Below are 14907 nucleotides of genomic sequence, written 5' to 3'. Positions count from 1 at the left end.
AGTCAAACCCTTGGCTTAACCCGTCAGCTTCCCAAGCTGGGTGAACAGGCCGCCACTGGCGAAGACATCGACATAACGGCGCTGCTGGAAATAGCCATTGAGCGAAACGCGGGGCAAGGCCGTCAATCGGTCGAGGTGATGGGGATAGAGGCCGCCCGGTCTCGTAGTCACGGCGGTGCGGAACCCCAATTCCTTTGCCAGCGCGAATTCGCGCGGCCCGCAGGATAGTGGCCCGCCCAGCGGATAGGAAAAATGGGTCGGGCGGATGCCGAATTGGGCCTCGATGACATCGACCGATCTGGCCATTTCCTCGCGCGCTTGATCGACAGGCAGCTTGGCCAGTTCATAATGGTTTACGCTGTGGGCGCCGATGGTGCAGAGCGGGTCGCCCGCAAGCAGGCGGAGCTCCTGCCAGTCCATGATCAGGTCCTGGCATTGCTTGGTAAGATCGTAGCCGTAATTGCCGGTGAACTCGGCAAGCAGTTTCAGCCGCTGAGGTTCCGGCAGCTTCCTTAGGCGCCAATAGAGGCGATTGAAGGCCTCGCTTTTCTGCGCGTTGGTGCGGGTATCGACATATTCAATCTCGCCCTCTTCCGTGAACGCCACTGCATCCCGGCGGCCGATGATATCCTCGATAGCCTGCCACCAGAGCTGGCCGACGCCGTCGATGAAGGAGGTCGGCACATAGAGGGTGAAGGGTGCTTCGTGCCGCTGGAGCATGGGCAGGGCATATTGGAGATTGTCCCTATAGGCATCGTCGAATGTCAGCACGACGAAAGGGCGTCCCCTTTTCGGCGCAGCAAGGCGCTCCAGGGCTTCGTCAAGCGTGACGATATCGATTCCGATATCGCGGACGCGCTCGATGACATAGTCGAGAAAATCGGGCTGGACCTGCAGGATGGCGTTGGGCGAAAAGGGTGCCGGCTGGTCCGGCAGCACGCGATGCATGGTGAAGATGACACCGCGCGCCTGCGACAGGAGGTTGAATAGCGCCGGCGCCCGCGTCAGCCAGAGCAGTTCGAACGCGGTGCGGATCGCGGCATATTTCAACGACATCAGGCAGCGACCGGCTCGGCCAAGGCGGCGATTTCTACGCGAGGCAGGCCCGCCTCCTCCAGACGCCGCCGCATTTCCTGAGCCAGGTCGGCGTCTTCCTCGTCGCCGGTCACCAATATGATGCGGCCGCCCAGTTCGGAGAACATGCCGAGCGTGGACCCGCGATCCACTCGCCCTGTCAGCACCACCACGACCTCGTAGATGTCGGTCAGGGCTTCGGTCAGCACCAGCGGACGATTGGAGTTGCGCGCAATCATCTCACCCCGCCCCCAGCTGACTTCGGCAAAGCTGTTGTCGGCCGATTTCTGCACGACATCGCCGAAACTTGCTTGGCTGGTGCTGAGATCGGTGATGCCGGCGCTTTCGGTGCGCTGCCCGGTACCCGCATCGATGAGCGCGACACTGAGGCCCTTGGCAAGTGCATCGCCGACCAGATCTTGCGCCATTTTCCGGCTCGGCCGCGCCTCGCCCTGGTCAGCGAGCAGCAGCAGATGCGTGCGCCCGAGCACGAGATCGGAGACCAGATCGGCATAGCGCAGCGTGGCTGCGACGGGGTGCGAATTCGCCGCCTCCTCGACACCACCGGCCGGCGACACGGCTTCGGGCTCAGCTGGGGCATGCTCACTTTCCACCGTGACCGCGACCGGTTCCACCCTCTCCCGGTCCTTGCGCATAGCTCCGGCGAGCAGGGTCTGGAGAAATCTGCTGGTATTGCTCGGCGCGGGCGCATCGGTCTGCTCAGCTTCGGCGCTGGTCACCTCCGCGGCGGATGGCTCGGCATCCGCCGCGGGAAGCGGCATAGAGTCCTGTTCGAATGCCGGCTCGGTCGGCCCGTTCTCCCGCGCCGCATCGGTCGCGAGCTCTGCCCCCGCAACCGCCTCGACGGGTTCCGGGCGCTGCTCGGGTTCAAGCTCTGCCTCGTCGAAGGGCACCGAATCCAGTTCGTCCTGCGGCCGCACACGGATGATCGGCGTCAACGCCCTACCCGACATCAATTCGCCGAACGCAACAGCGCCCACCTGCACCGCCACCGAGACGATGCCGATCGCCACCATGATGAGCGAGGTCTTGGGGGAAGCCGGCGTGACGGATGGCGCAGCAACGGAAACGACGCGGACATCGGGGAGTGCGGAATTGGCGTCCACGCGGGACGAAGCCTCGTTGTAGCGCAGCAGATAGGATTCCAGCAGGTCACGCTGCGCCTTGGCCTCGCGCTCCAGCCCGTCCAGCGTCACGTTGTCCCTGGTGGCTGTCGATGCGCTGACCTTGGCGCGGTCGAGATCGGCTTGCAGGGACGTTTCGAGATCGGCCTCGATCTGCGCCTCGGACTCGAGCGCTGCCGCCACGCGGCGGCCTTCCTGGCGAATCTGATTGTCGAGCTCGGCGACCTGCGCATTGAGCGCCCGAATAGTCGGATGACTTGCCAGAAGCGTGGCCGAGCGCTGTGCCAGCTCGCCCTGGAGCCGCGCTTTTTCCTGGCTCAACTGCTGGATGACGAGGGAATTGCGCACATCGGCAACGCCTTCGATAGGCTGGCCGCTGTCGATCAGCCCCCGGATGAGCGAAGCCCGCGACAAGGCGGTGTTCTTGCGCTCCTGGGCAGTGGTGATCTGCGAGGCGATCGTGGAAAGCTGCTGATCCAGCAGGCTGGTATTGTTCTGGCCGGTAAAGAGGTCGTTGGCGACCTTGAAATCGGCCACTGCGGATTCGGCTTCCTGCACAGAGACGCGGAGGCGATTGATTTCATCCAGCAGCCAGCCCGAGGCTTCCGCCGTATCGGAAATGGAAAGGTCGGCGCGCCGGGCTACGTGGGCATTGGCCACGGCATTGGCAATGCTAGCGGCCAATTGCGGATCGGTCGAGCGGACCAGGACGGAGATGATCGCCGAATCGCGCTCCTGCACGACGGTAAGCCGATCATAGAGCGTGCCCAGCACCGTCTCATCGATGGAGTTCGGCGTAGCAGCTCGGCGGCCGATCAGTTGCGAGATCATGCCGAGCGGCGAGACGCCGCCCCCGCCGCCGTTGAATTCGGGAACGGAGCGAAGATCGAGCTTGTCGATGACGGTGAGCAGGGTATCGCGGGATTTCAGCAATTCGATCTGGCTGGAGACGACGCCGGCGGCATTGCCCTGGGCGCTCTGCACCTGCTCGTTCGAGGCGCGAAGATAGACATTGGCGCGGGGCTCGACCAGAATCGCCGCGGCGGATTCATAGAGCCGGGGCTGGAACATCAATACGACAAAGCCGGCCACCAACAAGACCAGCGTGACCAGCAGGATTCGCGGCAATCGCCGGACAATCGCACCCAAAAGGGCGGCAATGTCGATCCGGGCGTCTTCGTGGACGGAAGAGTCGAAAGCCATGGCGATACCTCTGATAACGTTCGGAGCTAACGCCATGCGTGGTCAAAATTCAGTTAATTCACTTCGCATTCCGCATCTCTACGCAGATGGCATAAGGATAATCTTAACCATAAATCGCCAGTGTGGGAGCAATTCGAACGCGCGGGAACCTCATGCGCCTGCTAACCATTTTTGCTCTCGCCCTGACCCTTTTTCTCGGCGGATGCGCCGCGAACAAGACATCCACCTATCTGGTGGAGACCAAGGGGCCCTACCAACTTGATACGGGCGACGTCGTGCGCGTGACGGTCTATGGCGATGCCGAGTTGAGCAAGAGCTATCGCGTGGATGATGGCGGCGCCATCGCCTTCCCGCTGGTCGGCGCTGTGCCGGTGCGTGGCACCACCACCGGAGAGGCCGGAAAGCGCCTCGCCCGGGCGCTGGCCAACGGATATATGCGCAATCCGGACGTCGCGGTGGAGATAGAACAATATCGCCCCTTCTACATCCAGGGCGAGGTCAAGACCGCCGGGCAATTCCCCTATGTTTACGGCATGAGCGTACGGGCCGCGATCAGCACGGCCGGCGGCTTCACCGAAACGGCCGATCGCGATCGCGCTGTGGTCTATCGGCAGCAGGGCGACCAGATGGTCAAGGGTGCTGTCGATCTCGACTTCCCCATCTATCCCGGCGACACCATCGTCATTTCCGAGCGCTGGTTCTAGGCCGTGCCTGCCGGTTCCCTCCGCATCCTGCAGGTGCTGCGAGCGCCTGTGGGCGGCCTGTTCCGCCACGTTGCAGACCTGACGCGGGAGTTGTCATCGCGTGAGCACCAGGTGGGCATTGTCGTCGATACGCTGGCCAATGATGCCCAGACAGAAGACATCCTAAAAGCGCTAGAAGCCCATGCGGCTCTGGGGATTCACCGTTTCCCGATGCCACGCCTGTTCGGGAAAGGCGACCTCACGACCCCGTTCGCGGTGGCGCGCCTGGCCCGGCAGCTCGATATCGACGTCATCCACGGTCACGGGGCCAAGGGGGGCTTCTATGCCCGGCTGGCCCTCTATGGCCGGATCCGCGCCAAGGCCTTCTACACCCCGCATGGGGGCGTATTGCATTACCCCGCCAGCGCCTATTCGGGCCGGCTCTTCCATCGGATTGAACGCGCGCTGATGGGCAAGACCTCGGCCATTCTGTTCGAAAGCGCCTATGCCGAACGCACTTATTCGGCGCTGATCGGCCACCCCTCATGCCGCACGGCAATCGTGCATAACGGGCTGCGTCCGGAGGAATTCGAACCGGTCGCTGCGCCTTCCGATGCTGCCGATTTCGTCTTTGTCGGCGAATTGCGGTCGCTCAAGGGCATATTTCCGCTGGTCGAAGCGCTGGCGACCTTGCCGGAGGCAAGATTGGTGATGGCGGGGGACGGTCCGGACCGCCCTGCCCTCGAGGCCCGCATCGACGAACTCGGCCTTTCGCAACGCGTCCGCCTGGTAGGATCCCGGCCCGCACGCCACGTCTTCGCCATGGGGCGATGCGTTATCGTGCCGTCTCTGGCCGAATCTCTGCCCTATATCGTCCTGGAGGCGGCGGCCGCGCAATTGCCGGTCATTGCCACCAACGTAGGCGGCATCCCCGAAATCTTCGGCCCGGCCGCGCCACGCCTCGTGCCTCCCGGCGACGCCGTGGCCCTGGCCGGGGCCATGCAGGGCTTTCTTGACGGGAGAGCGCAGGCCAACGCCGACATGCGGCAGCTTCTCGCTCGCGTCGAAGCCGGGTTTTCTCTCCGGCACATGGCCGATTCGATCGAGACGCTCTATCGGGCGGCCTGAACAAAACGGACATCCCATTTCACTGAGTGTAAACGCCTCTGCCGGACAATAGCCGCTCAGCGTTGAGTGCCCGGTAGATTTGTCATGTTCCGCGTCGATCCCCAACAGGCCATCCAAGGCCATGCCGCCAAATCAGCGCCGGAGGGGCGGCATCTTTCGAATTACGCCGAGGCCGTCATCGCCCTTCCGGTCGAACGGACATGGTCGGCCGCAGTCATTTCGGGTGTAGCGCAGGTGATCGAAGCGGTGCTGCTCGCCCTGCTGGGCTACGGCATCCACGTCGCCTATCTGGGGCCGAGTGATGGCGGGTTCTATATTCCCGTCATCCTGGCCACCGTTCTGTTGGCCAATATCGTCTTCAATGCAGTGCGGTCCCATCGCATCGCCGCCTATCGCACGACCTTGTCGCAAATCGGCCGGGTGGTAGGGGCCTGGGCCACGGTCATGATCCTGCTGACTGTCGGACTGTTCTTTTTCAAGGCGGGCGACCAGGTCTCCCGCTTCTGGCTGATGACCTGGTTCGTCTCCGGCGCGGTCGCCCTAATGCTCTACCGCGCCATACTTCGCCGCCTCGTGCAGCACTGGACCAATGAGGGGCGGCTGAAACGCCGTGCCGTCATCGTCGGCGGTGGCGCGGACGCGGCCCTGTTGATCGACCAGATCAAGGCGGGCGCGGACAAGGACATCAACCTGCTCGGATTGTTCGACGATCGCGTCGGCGAACGCTCGCCCGACATCGTCTCCGGCTATCACAAGCTGGGCATGGTGGCCGATCTGGTCGAGTTCGCACGCCGCACACCCGTCGATCTCGTCATCGTCTCGATGCCACTCTCCGCGGAAAAGCGCGTGCTGGACATGCTGACCCAGCTCTGGGTCCTGCCGGTGGACATCCGCCTCTCGGCGCATATGAGCAAGCTCAAGTTCACCGAGAAGGCCTATTCCTATGTCGGCGACGTGCCGGTGCTCGACATGGCCGACCGACCGATCTCGGACTGGAACCTGGTTTTCAAGTGGGTGTTCGACAAGATCGTCGCGATAACCGCGCTCGTGCTGCTCTCGCCGGTCATGCTGGCCACGGCCATCGCGATCAAGCTCGAAAGCCGGGGGCCCGTCTTCTTCGTGCAGAACCGGCACGGCTTCAACAACGAGACCATCCGCATCTACAAGTTCCGCTCCATGCGGACCGACATGCTCGATCAGACGGCGTCCAAGCTGGTGACCAAGGACGACCCGCGCGTCACTCGCGTGGGTAAATTCATCCGTCGCACCTCCATCGACGAACTGCCGCAATTGTTCAACGTGCTCAAGGGCGAACTGTCCATCGTCGGCCCCCGTCCGCATGCTCCACAGGCCAAGGCCGAGAACCAGCTTTATTATGAAGCGGTGGAAGGCTATTTCGCCCGCCATCGCGTCAAGCCCGGCATGACCGGCTGGGCACAGGTCAATGGCTGGCGCGGCGAGACCGACACGATCGACAAGATCATGCAGCGCGTTAATCACGACCTCTACTATATCGAGCATTGGTCGATCCTGTTCGATCTCTACATCGTGGTCATGACGCCCATCTCCTTGCTCTCCAAGAACGAGAACGCCTATTGACCAGCACCGGAACCTTCGATGCCAGCCTGGCTCCGGCCGCGTCGGGCAAGCCGGTCACCGAGATTCTGCGCCGGCGCGCCACCCGCATGCTCGATCTCATGGTGGGCCTGTGGGTGTTTTCGGGCAGCATCGTGCTGTTCGAACCTTCGCCCTATGAACTGGCATTCCTGCTGGTCCTGCCGCTAGCCGTTTTCGCGGGCATCGGCCTCTATCGGTCCACGCTCGGCCTTCTGGCCATCATGATCCTGTTCACGCCATTTGCGCTGATCGCCGTGTTCCAAGTGCGCTTCACCCCGATCAGCACGGCCCTGATTTTCTCTCTCGTGACCATCTTTCTGATGCTCACCTCCTATTTCGTGGCCAATTACATCGCCGAGGCGACCGCGAAGCGGATGAGGATCATTGTGGCAGCCTATACCGCCGCCGCGGTTCTGGCGGCTATCATCGGCACCCTCGCCTATATGGGGCTGATGCCGGGCGCCGACCTGTTCCTGCGCTATGGCCGGGCCAAGGCGACGTTCAAGGACCCCAATGTCTACGGCCCCTTCCTGGTGCTGCCGGCCATGTTCGCGCTGCAACGCGTGCTGCTGGCGCAGAGCTGGCGGCAGGTGCTGATTTCCGGCGGTATCTATATGGTGCTCTTCGTCGGCGTTTTCGTCAGCTTTTCCCGCGCAGCCTGGGGTCATTTCGCCGTGTCGTCGCTGCTCGTGCTGGTTCTGGTTTTCCTGCTTGAGGCCAATGCGCGCGACAAAGTGCGCATTATGCTGATGTCGCTCGCCGGCGCGTTCATGCTGATCGTTGCCCTGGCCGGCCTGTTGTCGATCCCGGCTGTATCCAATCTTTTCGAAACCCGGGCCAGCTCGCAAAATTACGATAGCGGCGAAACCGGCCGGTTCGGGCGGCAGGGCTATGCCTATGAACTGGCGCTCGACAATCCCTGGGGCCTGGGCCCCGGCGAGTTCAGCAATATGCGCATCACAGAGGAGCCGCATAATGTCTATGTCTCGGTGCTGCACGTTTATGGCTGGGGCGGCGGACTGTTGTTCTACCTGCTGATCGGGATCACGCTGTGGAAATGCTGCCAGATCGTGATCCGACCTTCACCCTATCGGCTGATGGCCATCCCCGTGGCCGCCACCTTCGTGATCGTCATGGCGGAATCGGTGATCATCGATTCCGACCATTGGCGGCATATCTATCTGCTGATCGGGTTGGTCTGGGGCCTGTCTACAGCGATCGGCAATGACAAGCGGCGTACAGCGCCAAGATCGGAAATGCTGGTCTAGTCTTCGGGCCAAAGCGGTCCGCGCAGGAACCGCTCCGCCAGCGCAGCCGTCCCTTCCGCGAAGCCCGGCATATGGGTCTGGGCCAAATTGGTCTCGTTATGCGAGCCGATCCAGGCCAGCAGCGCCATGCGGCGTAGCATGACCATGGCATCGATGGCCGCGATGTCCTCGGCATCGAGCCGACGCTCGGCCTGGTAGCTTTCGAGCCAGGCGGCCTTGAGCGCGGGCACTGCCTTGTGCGTCTCATGGAACGAGATGGCGGCGGCGAAGTCGTAGGCAAACCAGCACAGGCCGCAATCGTCGAAATCGATCAGGCTGACAGTACCGCCATCAACCAGCAGGTTTCCCAGCCGCATATCGGCATGGATAAGACCATAGCGGTTCGGCCCCTGCCCATATTCGGCCAGCCTCTGTCGCAAGGCATCGGTCGCGCGGTCGAGCAAAGGCCGGATGGCTCCATTGACGCCGGGCGCCACGCGCCAATCGCCCCATAATCCGTCTTCATCGAGGATCGTCGCCGCATTCCAGGCCTGCCGCTCGAAATGGGCCGGACGCTCCCAAGCCATGACCTGCTTGTGCAGGCGGGCTGCATAGCCACCGAGCACGCCGAAAAGATCGACAAGATTGCTTTCCGGGCTCGGCTCATGGCCGGCAATGAAGTGGAACAGCACGGCATGGCGCATCAGTCCGTCCGGCCCCGTGAATTGCTGCAGCAGACGCCCATCGGCGCCCGGCACCGCGGCCGGCACAGGCAGGTCGGTATCGCGGTACAAAGCCTCCAGCCAGGCCAGTTCGCTCTCGATGTTGAGGCGGCTCTGATAATCGGGGCGATGCACGCGCAACGTGTAGGCCGCGCCATCAGGGGCATCGACCCGAAATGTGTGGTTTTCGGAATGGTTGATCAGCCGGCAGGCCGAGCCCGACACTTGCGGCCATAGCGCGAGAGCACTTTCCAGGTCGCGTTCCTGCAATTGCATGAAAGCGCCTCCTGCCCGGATCGGCCTTCTCGATGAGCGGAAGGTTGAATGGTCGGAGCGGCCGGATTTGAACCGACGACCCTTTGTCCCCCAGACAAATGCGCTACCAGGCTGCGCTACGCCCCGACTGCGCGGAGACATAGGCAAACAGGGCTTTTGAGGCAAGCCCTAATTTTCGGTGGAAAAGAACAAAAGCCGAAACAAACGACGATGCGGGACCGATGGTGACAGAAAGTCCCGCAGAAAGTCCCGCGCAGGTTCTGTTTACGTTCACGCGGCTTCGGTCGCTTCTGTAATGGAGATGAGAGAGATGAATGAAGTCGAGAAGCGTGCAGCGCAGTGGGTAGTCAGCCGCGATACGGGGCTGTCGTCTATGTGTCTCTGGGCAACGATGATGGGCGTAAAGCCGGGAGATAACTCGCACCCGAGAGATGGCGCAGACCTTGGGCGATGCGTTCGTCTTCTGTCTGCCGTACCCGAGTGGAAGACGCGGCTTACGGAGATGGGGAGCGTTTCGGAATATTGGGCCGCCCTTATCCCTCACTGGGATCGCCTTGCGGACATTCTCGCCAAGGAACTTGCGGGCACTGGCGGCAAAGGAAGCACATACAAGGCCATGCGTGAAATCTTTGACCCGATCGAGACAAAGGATCGGTCGGTGATCCGGCTGGGCAACGGCGTATCTATGTCGTTCGGCTCCTAACCCCCAATCGCATTGGAGAAGAGACGAATGGAAGGGTGGGAAACCATTAATACCGCGCCGAAGGATGGAACGCTTATCCGGGTAGGCTGGAAAGAGCCGTCTGACACGAGAATGCAGGAGTGGTTTACCATGCGATGGGGCCACATTCAGCGCAACGGCTTGTTTCCCGAAAACACCGGCATGTGGGTGACGCCAGACGGGAGTATGACGTGGAACGGCGGCCCTGACGATCATGGGCCGACCCACTGGTCTCCAGTCTAACCCCTCCGCTAGGAAGGCTCCCAAACCTCATCCCGCCACTGCCACTTAGTGACGCTCTCGGGACGCCGGATAGTATCGCCCCGCTGCGGAAAGCCAAACCCGACATAAAGCCCATCACCGCATTTCGAACACCTGCGGAACAGTGTGTGAGGGCTTTGGTTCTCGCCGTAGACCCTGGCCAGATCGGCGGCGAGGAACCTCCGCGTTCGCCGGCAGGAATAACACCTCACCACAAGCGCGCGATTGTCCAAGGCCATGCCGCCCAGGGTCATGGCTTCTATCGCTCTCCTGCTCGGGGTCATGGACATTTCGGGCCTCGCTAAATGGCAAGGTTCCGAGTCCTATAACCAGAACGAATGCAGAACAAGATTGCGGGCGATCACATCTACCGCTGATCGGTGATCCGCTCCACACGCTGAAGCCGTTGATCAAGGGCCATGATCGCGCTGCCCTGCCGGACCTGTTCTACGAGCGTAGACGTGGCCGTTTCCAGCGTTTTCTCGACGGCTCGCAACCTGGTGTCGAACGTCGCCCAGCCGAATATCATCGTGACGATGATCCCCCCGAAGGTCAGGACGTGGCCGAGGTTGATGGTGAGGTCGAATTTCGGTCCAGACATGAACGCCGCCTATCTGCAGTAAAGAGGGAGGGGCGACCGAAGCCGCCCGCATGGTCATTTTCCGGCCAGGATATCCACGAGCGACTTGCGCCCGCTGCTGATTTCGACGGGCTTGCCGCCGATCTGCTCGACCTGTTTCGGCTTGGTGGTCTGCCGGAAGCTGATGATCTGCGCATAGACCCACACGCCCAGCCCGATAAGAGCCGTGACGGTCAGGCCACCACCCTGCCCGGTCAGGATCGCCATAATCGTGGCCATATGCTCGGGCGGGATTGCAGCGATGAGCGAAGCGGTGACCGTGATCAGGCCAACGAGCTCGGGGACGCGGCGGATAAGCCACTGGATGGCGACGTTTTCGAGAAAACCCATGATGATTAGCCTTTCGGAAAGATGGGCAGGAACAAAAAAGCCGCCAGGGCGGCGGCGGCGAGGAAGATGGGAACCAAGATGCGCCAGGGCGGCGAAGCGCCCGGACCGGGGTGTTGAGGCGTCGGCGGGGACAAGGCCATAAGCAACAAGCGCCCCGGTGAGATACCGGAGCGCGATACGGATAAACGGACCCATTGGGTTATTCCTTGTCTTTGGCAGCGGCGGCCAGTGCAGCGGCTCGCTGGCTGTTGATTACGGCACGCACGACAAGCAGGCCGCCAATCGCGAAGGCGCCAATCAGCACGACGGGGAGCGGAAGCCCGCTGGCCTGATCCACGGCGACTGCGCCGCCACCAGTGCCGACAGCCGCGCCACCCTGCCCTGCGGCTTTGTTGCGTGCATCCTTGGCGTCTTTGTCGAGTTCGGCTCGGGAAGACACCCAGCCTAGCGCCGTGGCTTCCATGTGCGCGATGCGGCGCGACCAGCCGCGCCCGAACGTGTCCCATATTTTTAGGGACTGCACGAACGACAGGCGGCGTGCGCACAGCTTCTTGATGAAATCCCGGCTCGGCACCTTGGCGAGCGCCGCAAGCGTCACCGGGCCGATCTTGCCGTCTTGCGTCGTGCCGACGATCGCCTGCGTGTATTTCGCCGACCGGGACACGCCGGAGTTGATGCCGAAGTCGAGGATGACCAGGTCGTCGCCGACGCGCAGGTTGTCGCCGTTGAGCGGGCGCCAGTAGCGCTTGTCGTAAATCTCTGTGGCTTCGGCTTTGGTGAGATTGCGCACATCCTGCTTGGTGACAGGCCGCCCGCGGTGCGCGGTCAGCGTGTAATGGGTGATCCCCATGTTCGTCGCACCGCCGGGGTCTTTGGGATGGTCAACGTAGCCGCCTTCGAACGGCCACACCTGTTCGAGGCACGCCCGGAGGTTGCCTTTCGCCATGGTGATTTCCTTGTGGTGGTGGGTGTGGTGGGTAAAGAAAAAGCCGCCTCGAGAGGCGGCTGGGGTTGGTGCGGTTGTCAGACGTGAATCAGGGAAACCAGGGCAGCGTCGTCTCCTCAAAATTGAGGAGACCACTCTCAGATGTAAGGAAGCGCCCGAGGGCGAAGAAAGGCCGCACGGGGGCGGCTGGTGTTTCAAGGATGGCGGGAAGTCTGGTGCCATGCTAAGGAGCGGCGCTCGACACAGACGGCCAGCGCCATGATATCAAAGATCAGGACAATTGCTGCGAACCTGCCAGGACAGACACTGCGAAAAGACCTGGCGAAATCGTTCGTCCCGCCCCTTGCCTCGTTCATTCGCCTAGGCATTCGCCTATGTATTATCAGCCTTCTCTATGTGGCTGGCTTTCACCAAATTGCCTTGGTGCTAGCGGTGATGTCAGTGATGATATTGATCGGCCCTATCGAGGGGCAAATCGCCAAGTCGATAGCCAAATCCCTCCCAAGAGCACGCGCCCACTTCCAAAAGAGGCGCAACCGGCGATAACAAAGAGCCGCCCCCGCTCACCTTTATAGACGAGAACAAAGGTCGAAGATTCTCTATGCTTCAGTTTGTCAAGCAAGCCGCGCGTAAAGTTCCAGGTGCCAGGAGGGTGGTTCGGGCGTTACGCAGGCGGTCAGCAGCCGCCAAACCACTCGCAAAAAAGTCAGCCTCTTTGGTGAACCTCTTATCCGCACGAAGCGTCACTGCGGAAGATATAGAAAAGATATCTGGCGTTGCTTCTACGTATTCCGCCGCCTGGGCAGCGCTGGAGTATAAGCGTGGCAATCACGATCTGGCGATATCGCTTGCCGAAACGATCCCGGCCAACGCTCCAATCCAAGACAAGATACTCGCCAAGTCATGGGACAGCATGAGAGACCTGGGTCGATACGACCTTGCGCTGCGCGGCTTGCACGCTAGGCGGCCCGATCCTGTGACGCCAAGTTTCCAAGCTCGTCTCGACCATACTCTATTTTCGCATACTGCTTTTGAAGCTTTTAGGCGCTACGTCACGGCTGTTGAGCACTCAAACCCGAAGGGATACGTCGTCCTGTTCGACCTGGGTAGCCGCGTCACAACTGGTTTGATGGTCCCTATCTCCTACCAACTGGCGTCCCAGGGTTATTCGGTATGCTCTGCGGTCGCGGGCTCAATGCCGAAGTCCCGCCTACCGGAGCTGTCAAACATCTCGGCTATGATGCGCGCCAATGGATCGGGCCTGACAAGCGGAGAAACCGAACCACAAAACGAGTGGGCCGTCTCTTGGGACGAGGGGACGGTCAGTTGCGACGGGATCAACTACTTCACCTTCTTTCTGGAGCGCATAAGCAAACTTGCCCGCTCCTACCGCGGAGGCCTGGATACCCCGGAAGCGCAGGCACTTTTCGACGACATGTTGCGCCGCAGCGACCTAGCAATAACGATGTGCAAACGACTGGTGCCGCTGGCCGCTCAGGGCAAACCAGTCCGTGTTGTGACTATGGAGTCTCACTTCGCCCCGTGGGGCGTTGTTCGTCGTTGGTGCGACACGGTTGGCCGTGACCACGACATCCACTTGATAGGCATGTCCGTCGCCTATGAGAACTACTTCTCCAACCTGACATCCATTGAGGCCAAAACGCTCTCCATTGAAGACCTAACGGCCAACCCCGATCTTCGACACCCATTTCTTGGTGGCCGTCATCGGTTCACCGAGTTTCGAGCAAACGCCCCCTCGCCCGAGGAGATGCGCCAGCGGGAGGAGCAAGCCTTGAGCTGGATCAGAATTGATCGCAGCCGCTCCGATATGGGCAATGGGCACCAACGCCAGATGGTAATCGACGCGATCTCAGAGGCCCGCAAGAAGGGGCGACGGTCGTTCTGCGTTCTTGGCAAGGTGCTCATTGATTTTGCCGCACCCGATGACCAGGGGCACGTCTTCGATGATTTCACGAGCTGGCTGCGAATGCTGGTGGAGCTATCCTCACAGCACGACGCGCTTTTGGTCATCAAGCCGCACCCTCACGAAATCAGAGAGGAGATCGTTCAGTCTGGCGTTCAGATGCTGCGAGAGCTGTTGCCTGAGCATCTACCTGACAATGTGATCTTTCTCGACCACACCACGTTTAATTCCTCCGAACTCGCAGAACTGGTTGACGCGGCCTTCGTTTGGAACGGCACTGCATGCGCCGAATTCCCGGTGCTTGGTTGTCCGGTCTTTGCCGAAAGCGTTTGGGCGGCGAGAGACTATCCCGTCGACAACCCCGTGCTCATGACGACCGGCAGCTATATCGATGTCTTCAACGGCAGCGCCGAACTGAAGGTTTCAGACGCCAACCGGGAAGCGGCAATCGACTACCTCCACTTCATGAGGTCGGATATTGTCGCAATTCCGTTCCGCTACATGCGCAGAGCTGGGACAAATCAGGCGATTGGCGCAAACATGCTTTATGAAGACGAGTTGACAGAGTTGGAGCAACGTGGCGATCCTTACGTGGAGCTGGCTGCAAGCCGGTTCTTTGAGTTCGCTCACAGGGAGGCGCAGATATGAACGCCTGGTTTTTTCTGGCGGCACTCACGGGGCTGATCGCGCTATTGGGACTGCGGCAAAGCAATTCGCCGCAGTACGATTTGTCGATAGATGAAGATGATGACCGAGACGATCTCGATGAAGTTCCGCTCGCCGTCGATGACTTGATTGACTATACGCCTCACGGATAGTTCGTCGGCTCACCCTGCCCGCTCTAAGCCTATGCGCTTTCATTCACTTCTTCACTGCCTAGCTAGGGTCTAACCAAGCTCTGCCCTGAAGTGTTGATGTTCCCGGATTGTGTCACGTTGGCTGCTGATTGTAGTGACCTGAGCCCCTGGATCTCCTCCAGATTTTGGTAGA

Annotated in this window: 13 protein-coding genes and 1 tRNA gene; 7 read left to right on the top strand and 7 right to left on the bottom strand. The window is 61.1% G+C overall.

The genetic code is table 11. The annotated features are described in order from the left end of the window. Window positions 1-15 precede the first annotated feature (15 nt). Window positions 16-1056: a polysaccharide deacetylase family protein gene (locus tag A3840_RS14895; RefSeq protein ID WP_067458479.1), complete on the bottom strand. Its 1041-nt coding sequence runs from the start codon at window positions 1054-1056 to the stop codon at window positions 16-18. After that, window positions 1056-3422 (bottom strand): GumC family protein, encoded by a 2367-nt coding sequence (locus tag A3840_RS14890; protein ID WP_067458476.1) that lies wholly within the window; start codon window positions 3420-3422, stop codon window positions 1056-1058. The genes A3840_RS14895 and A3840_RS14890 overlap by 1 nt, the downstream gene beginning before the upstream one ends. A 152-nt stretch (window positions 3423-3574) precedes the next feature. Between A3840_RS14890 and A3840_RS14885 the strand changes: the two genes are divergently transcribed. The 4 genes from A3840_RS14885 (at window position 3575) to A3840_RS14870 (ending at window position 8118) form a co-directional block, all read left to right on the top strand. Further along, window positions 3575-4126: a polysaccharide biosynthesis/export family protein gene (locus A3840_RS14885; RefSeq protein WP_067458473.1), complete on the top strand. Its 552-nt coding sequence runs from the start codon at window positions 3575-3577 to the stop codon at window positions 4124-4126. 3 nt (window positions 4127-4129) lie between these two features. Further along, entirely contained in the window at window positions 4130-5233 is a 1104-nt protein-coding gene (locus tag A3840_RS14880; RefSeq protein WP_067458470.1) for a glycosyltransferase, read from the top strand. Between the two features lie 84 nt (window positions 5234-5317). Next, complete coding sequence (locus A3840_RS14875; protein WP_067458467.1) at window positions 5318-6832, top strand: undecaprenyl-phosphate glucose phosphotransferase; 1515 nt, start codon at window positions 5318-5320, stop codon at window positions 6830-6832. Continuing rightward, entirely contained in the window at window positions 6829-8118 is a 1290-nt protein-coding gene (locus A3840_RS14870; protein WP_067458465.1) for an O-antigen ligase family protein, read from the top strand. The genes A3840_RS14875 and A3840_RS14870 overlap by 4 nt, the downstream gene beginning before the upstream one ends. Here A3840_RS14870 and A3840_RS14865 read toward each other — a convergent pair. Further along, window positions 8115-9095: a phosphotransferase enzyme family protein gene (locus A3840_RS14865; protein WP_067458462.1), complete on the bottom strand. Its 981-nt coding sequence runs from the start codon at window positions 9093-9095 to the stop codon at window positions 8115-8117. The genes A3840_RS14870 and A3840_RS14865 overlap by 4 nt on opposite strands. A gap of 49 nt (window positions 9096-9144) precedes the next feature. Next, window positions 9145-9221 (bottom strand) — tRNA-Pro (locus A3840_RS14860). Between the two features lie 184 nt (window positions 9222-9405). Between A3840_RS14860 and A3840_RS14855 the strand changes: the two genes are divergently transcribed. Beyond that, a complete protein-coding gene (locus tag A3840_RS14855) occupies window positions 9406-9798 on the top strand; it encodes a hypothetical protein (RefSeq protein WP_131798342.1) in 393 nt (130 codons plus the stop codon). A gap of 646 nt (window positions 9799-10444) precedes the next feature. Here A3840_RS14855 and A3840_RS14840 read toward each other — a convergent pair. The 3 genes from A3840_RS14840 to A3840_RS14830 are packed head-to-tail and all read right to left on the bottom strand — an operon-like array spanning window position 10445 to window position 11993. After that, window positions 10445-10678 carry a hypothetical protein gene (locus tag A3840_RS14840; protein WP_067458450.1) on the bottom strand — a complete coding sequence of 78 codons (234 nt, stop codon included), beginning with the start codon at window positions 10676-10678 and terminating at the stop codon, window positions 10445-10447. 54 nt (window positions 10679-10732) lie between these two features. Then, window positions 10733-11242 (bottom strand): hypothetical protein, encoded by a 510-nt coding sequence (locus tag A3840_RS19475; RefSeq protein WP_131798341.1) that lies wholly within the window; start codon window positions 11240-11242, stop codon window positions 10733-10735. A gap of 4 nt (window positions 11243-11246) precedes the next feature. Next, window positions 11247-11993, bottom strand: coding sequence for a glycoside hydrolase family 108 protein (locus A3840_RS14830; protein ID WP_067458444.1), 747 nt, complete (start codon window positions 11991-11993; stop codon window positions 11247-11249). 601 nt (window positions 11994-12594) lie between these two features. On the opposite strand from A3840_RS14830, the gene A3840_RS14825 reads away from it, so the two are divergent. Further along, complete coding sequence (locus A3840_RS14825; RefSeq protein WP_067458441.1) at window positions 12595-14565, top strand: hypothetical protein; 1971 nt, start codon at window positions 12595-12597, stop codon at window positions 14563-14565. Next, window positions 14562-14735, top strand: a complete 174-nt coding sequence (locus A3840_RS19745; RefSeq protein WP_165603191.1) for a hypothetical protein — start codon at window positions 14562-14564, stop codon at window positions 14733-14735. The genes A3840_RS14825 and A3840_RS19745 overlap by 4 nt, the downstream gene beginning before the upstream one ends. Window positions 14736-14907 lie beyond the last annotated feature (172 nt).

The organism is Devosia elaeis, from assembly GCF_001650025.1.
Classification (GTDB): domain Bacteria; phylum Pseudomonadota; class Alphaproteobacteria; order Rhizobiales; family Devosiaceae; genus Devosia; species Devosia elaeis.
Note: the sequence above shows the minus strand (reverse complement) of the source record. Positions and strands in the feature narration are given on the sequence as shown.

What these genes read in the sequence shown, in the direction of transcription:
- A3840_RS14865 (WP_067458462.1), bottom strand. Translation starts at nt 9,095, where the DNA reads ATGCAATTGCAGGAACGCGACCTGGAAAGTGCTCTCGCGCTATGGCCG.
- A3840_RS14890 (WP_067458476.1), bottom strand. Translation starts at nt 3,422, where the DNA reads ATGGCTTTCGACTCTTCCGTCCACGAAGACGCCCGGATCGACATTGCC.
- A3840_RS14840 (WP_067458450.1), bottom strand. Translation starts at nt 10,678, where the DNA reads ATGTCTGGACCGAAATTCGACCTCACCATCAACCTCGGCCACGTCCTG.
- A3840_RS19745 (WP_165603191.1), top strand. Translation starts at nt 14,562, where the DNA reads ATGAACGCCTGGTTTTTTCTGGCGGCACTCACGGGGCTGATCGCGCTA.
- A3840_RS14855 (WP_131798342.1), top strand. Translation starts at nt 9,406, where the DNA reads ATGAATGAAGTCGAGAAGCGTGCAGCGCAGTGGGTAGTCAGCCGCGAT.
- A3840_RS14825 (WP_067458441.1), top strand. Translation starts at nt 12,595, where the DNA reads ATGCTTCAGTTTGTCAAGCAAGCCGCGCGTAAAGTTCCAGGTGCCAGG.
- A3840_RS14875 (WP_067458467.1), top strand. Translation starts at nt 5,318, where the DNA reads ATGTTCCGCGTCGATCCCCAACAGGCCATCCAAGGCCATGCCGCCAAA.
- A3840_RS14895 (WP_067458479.1), bottom strand. Translation starts at nt 1,056, where the DNA reads ATGTCGTTGAAATATGCCGCGATCCGCACCGCGTTCGAACTGCTCTGG.
- A3840_RS19475 (WP_131798341.1), bottom strand. Translation starts at nt 11,242, where the DNA reads ATGGGTCCGTTTATCCGTATCGCGCTCCGGTATCTCACCGGGGCGCTT.
- A3840_RS14885 (WP_067458473.1), top strand. Translation starts at nt 3,575, where the DNA reads ATGCGCCTGCTAACCATTTTTGCTCTCGCCCTGACCCTTTTTCTCGGC.
- A3840_RS14830 (WP_067458444.1), bottom strand. Translation starts at nt 11,993, where the DNA reads ATGGCGAAAGGCAACCTCCGGGCGTGCCTCGAACAGGTGTGGCCGTTC.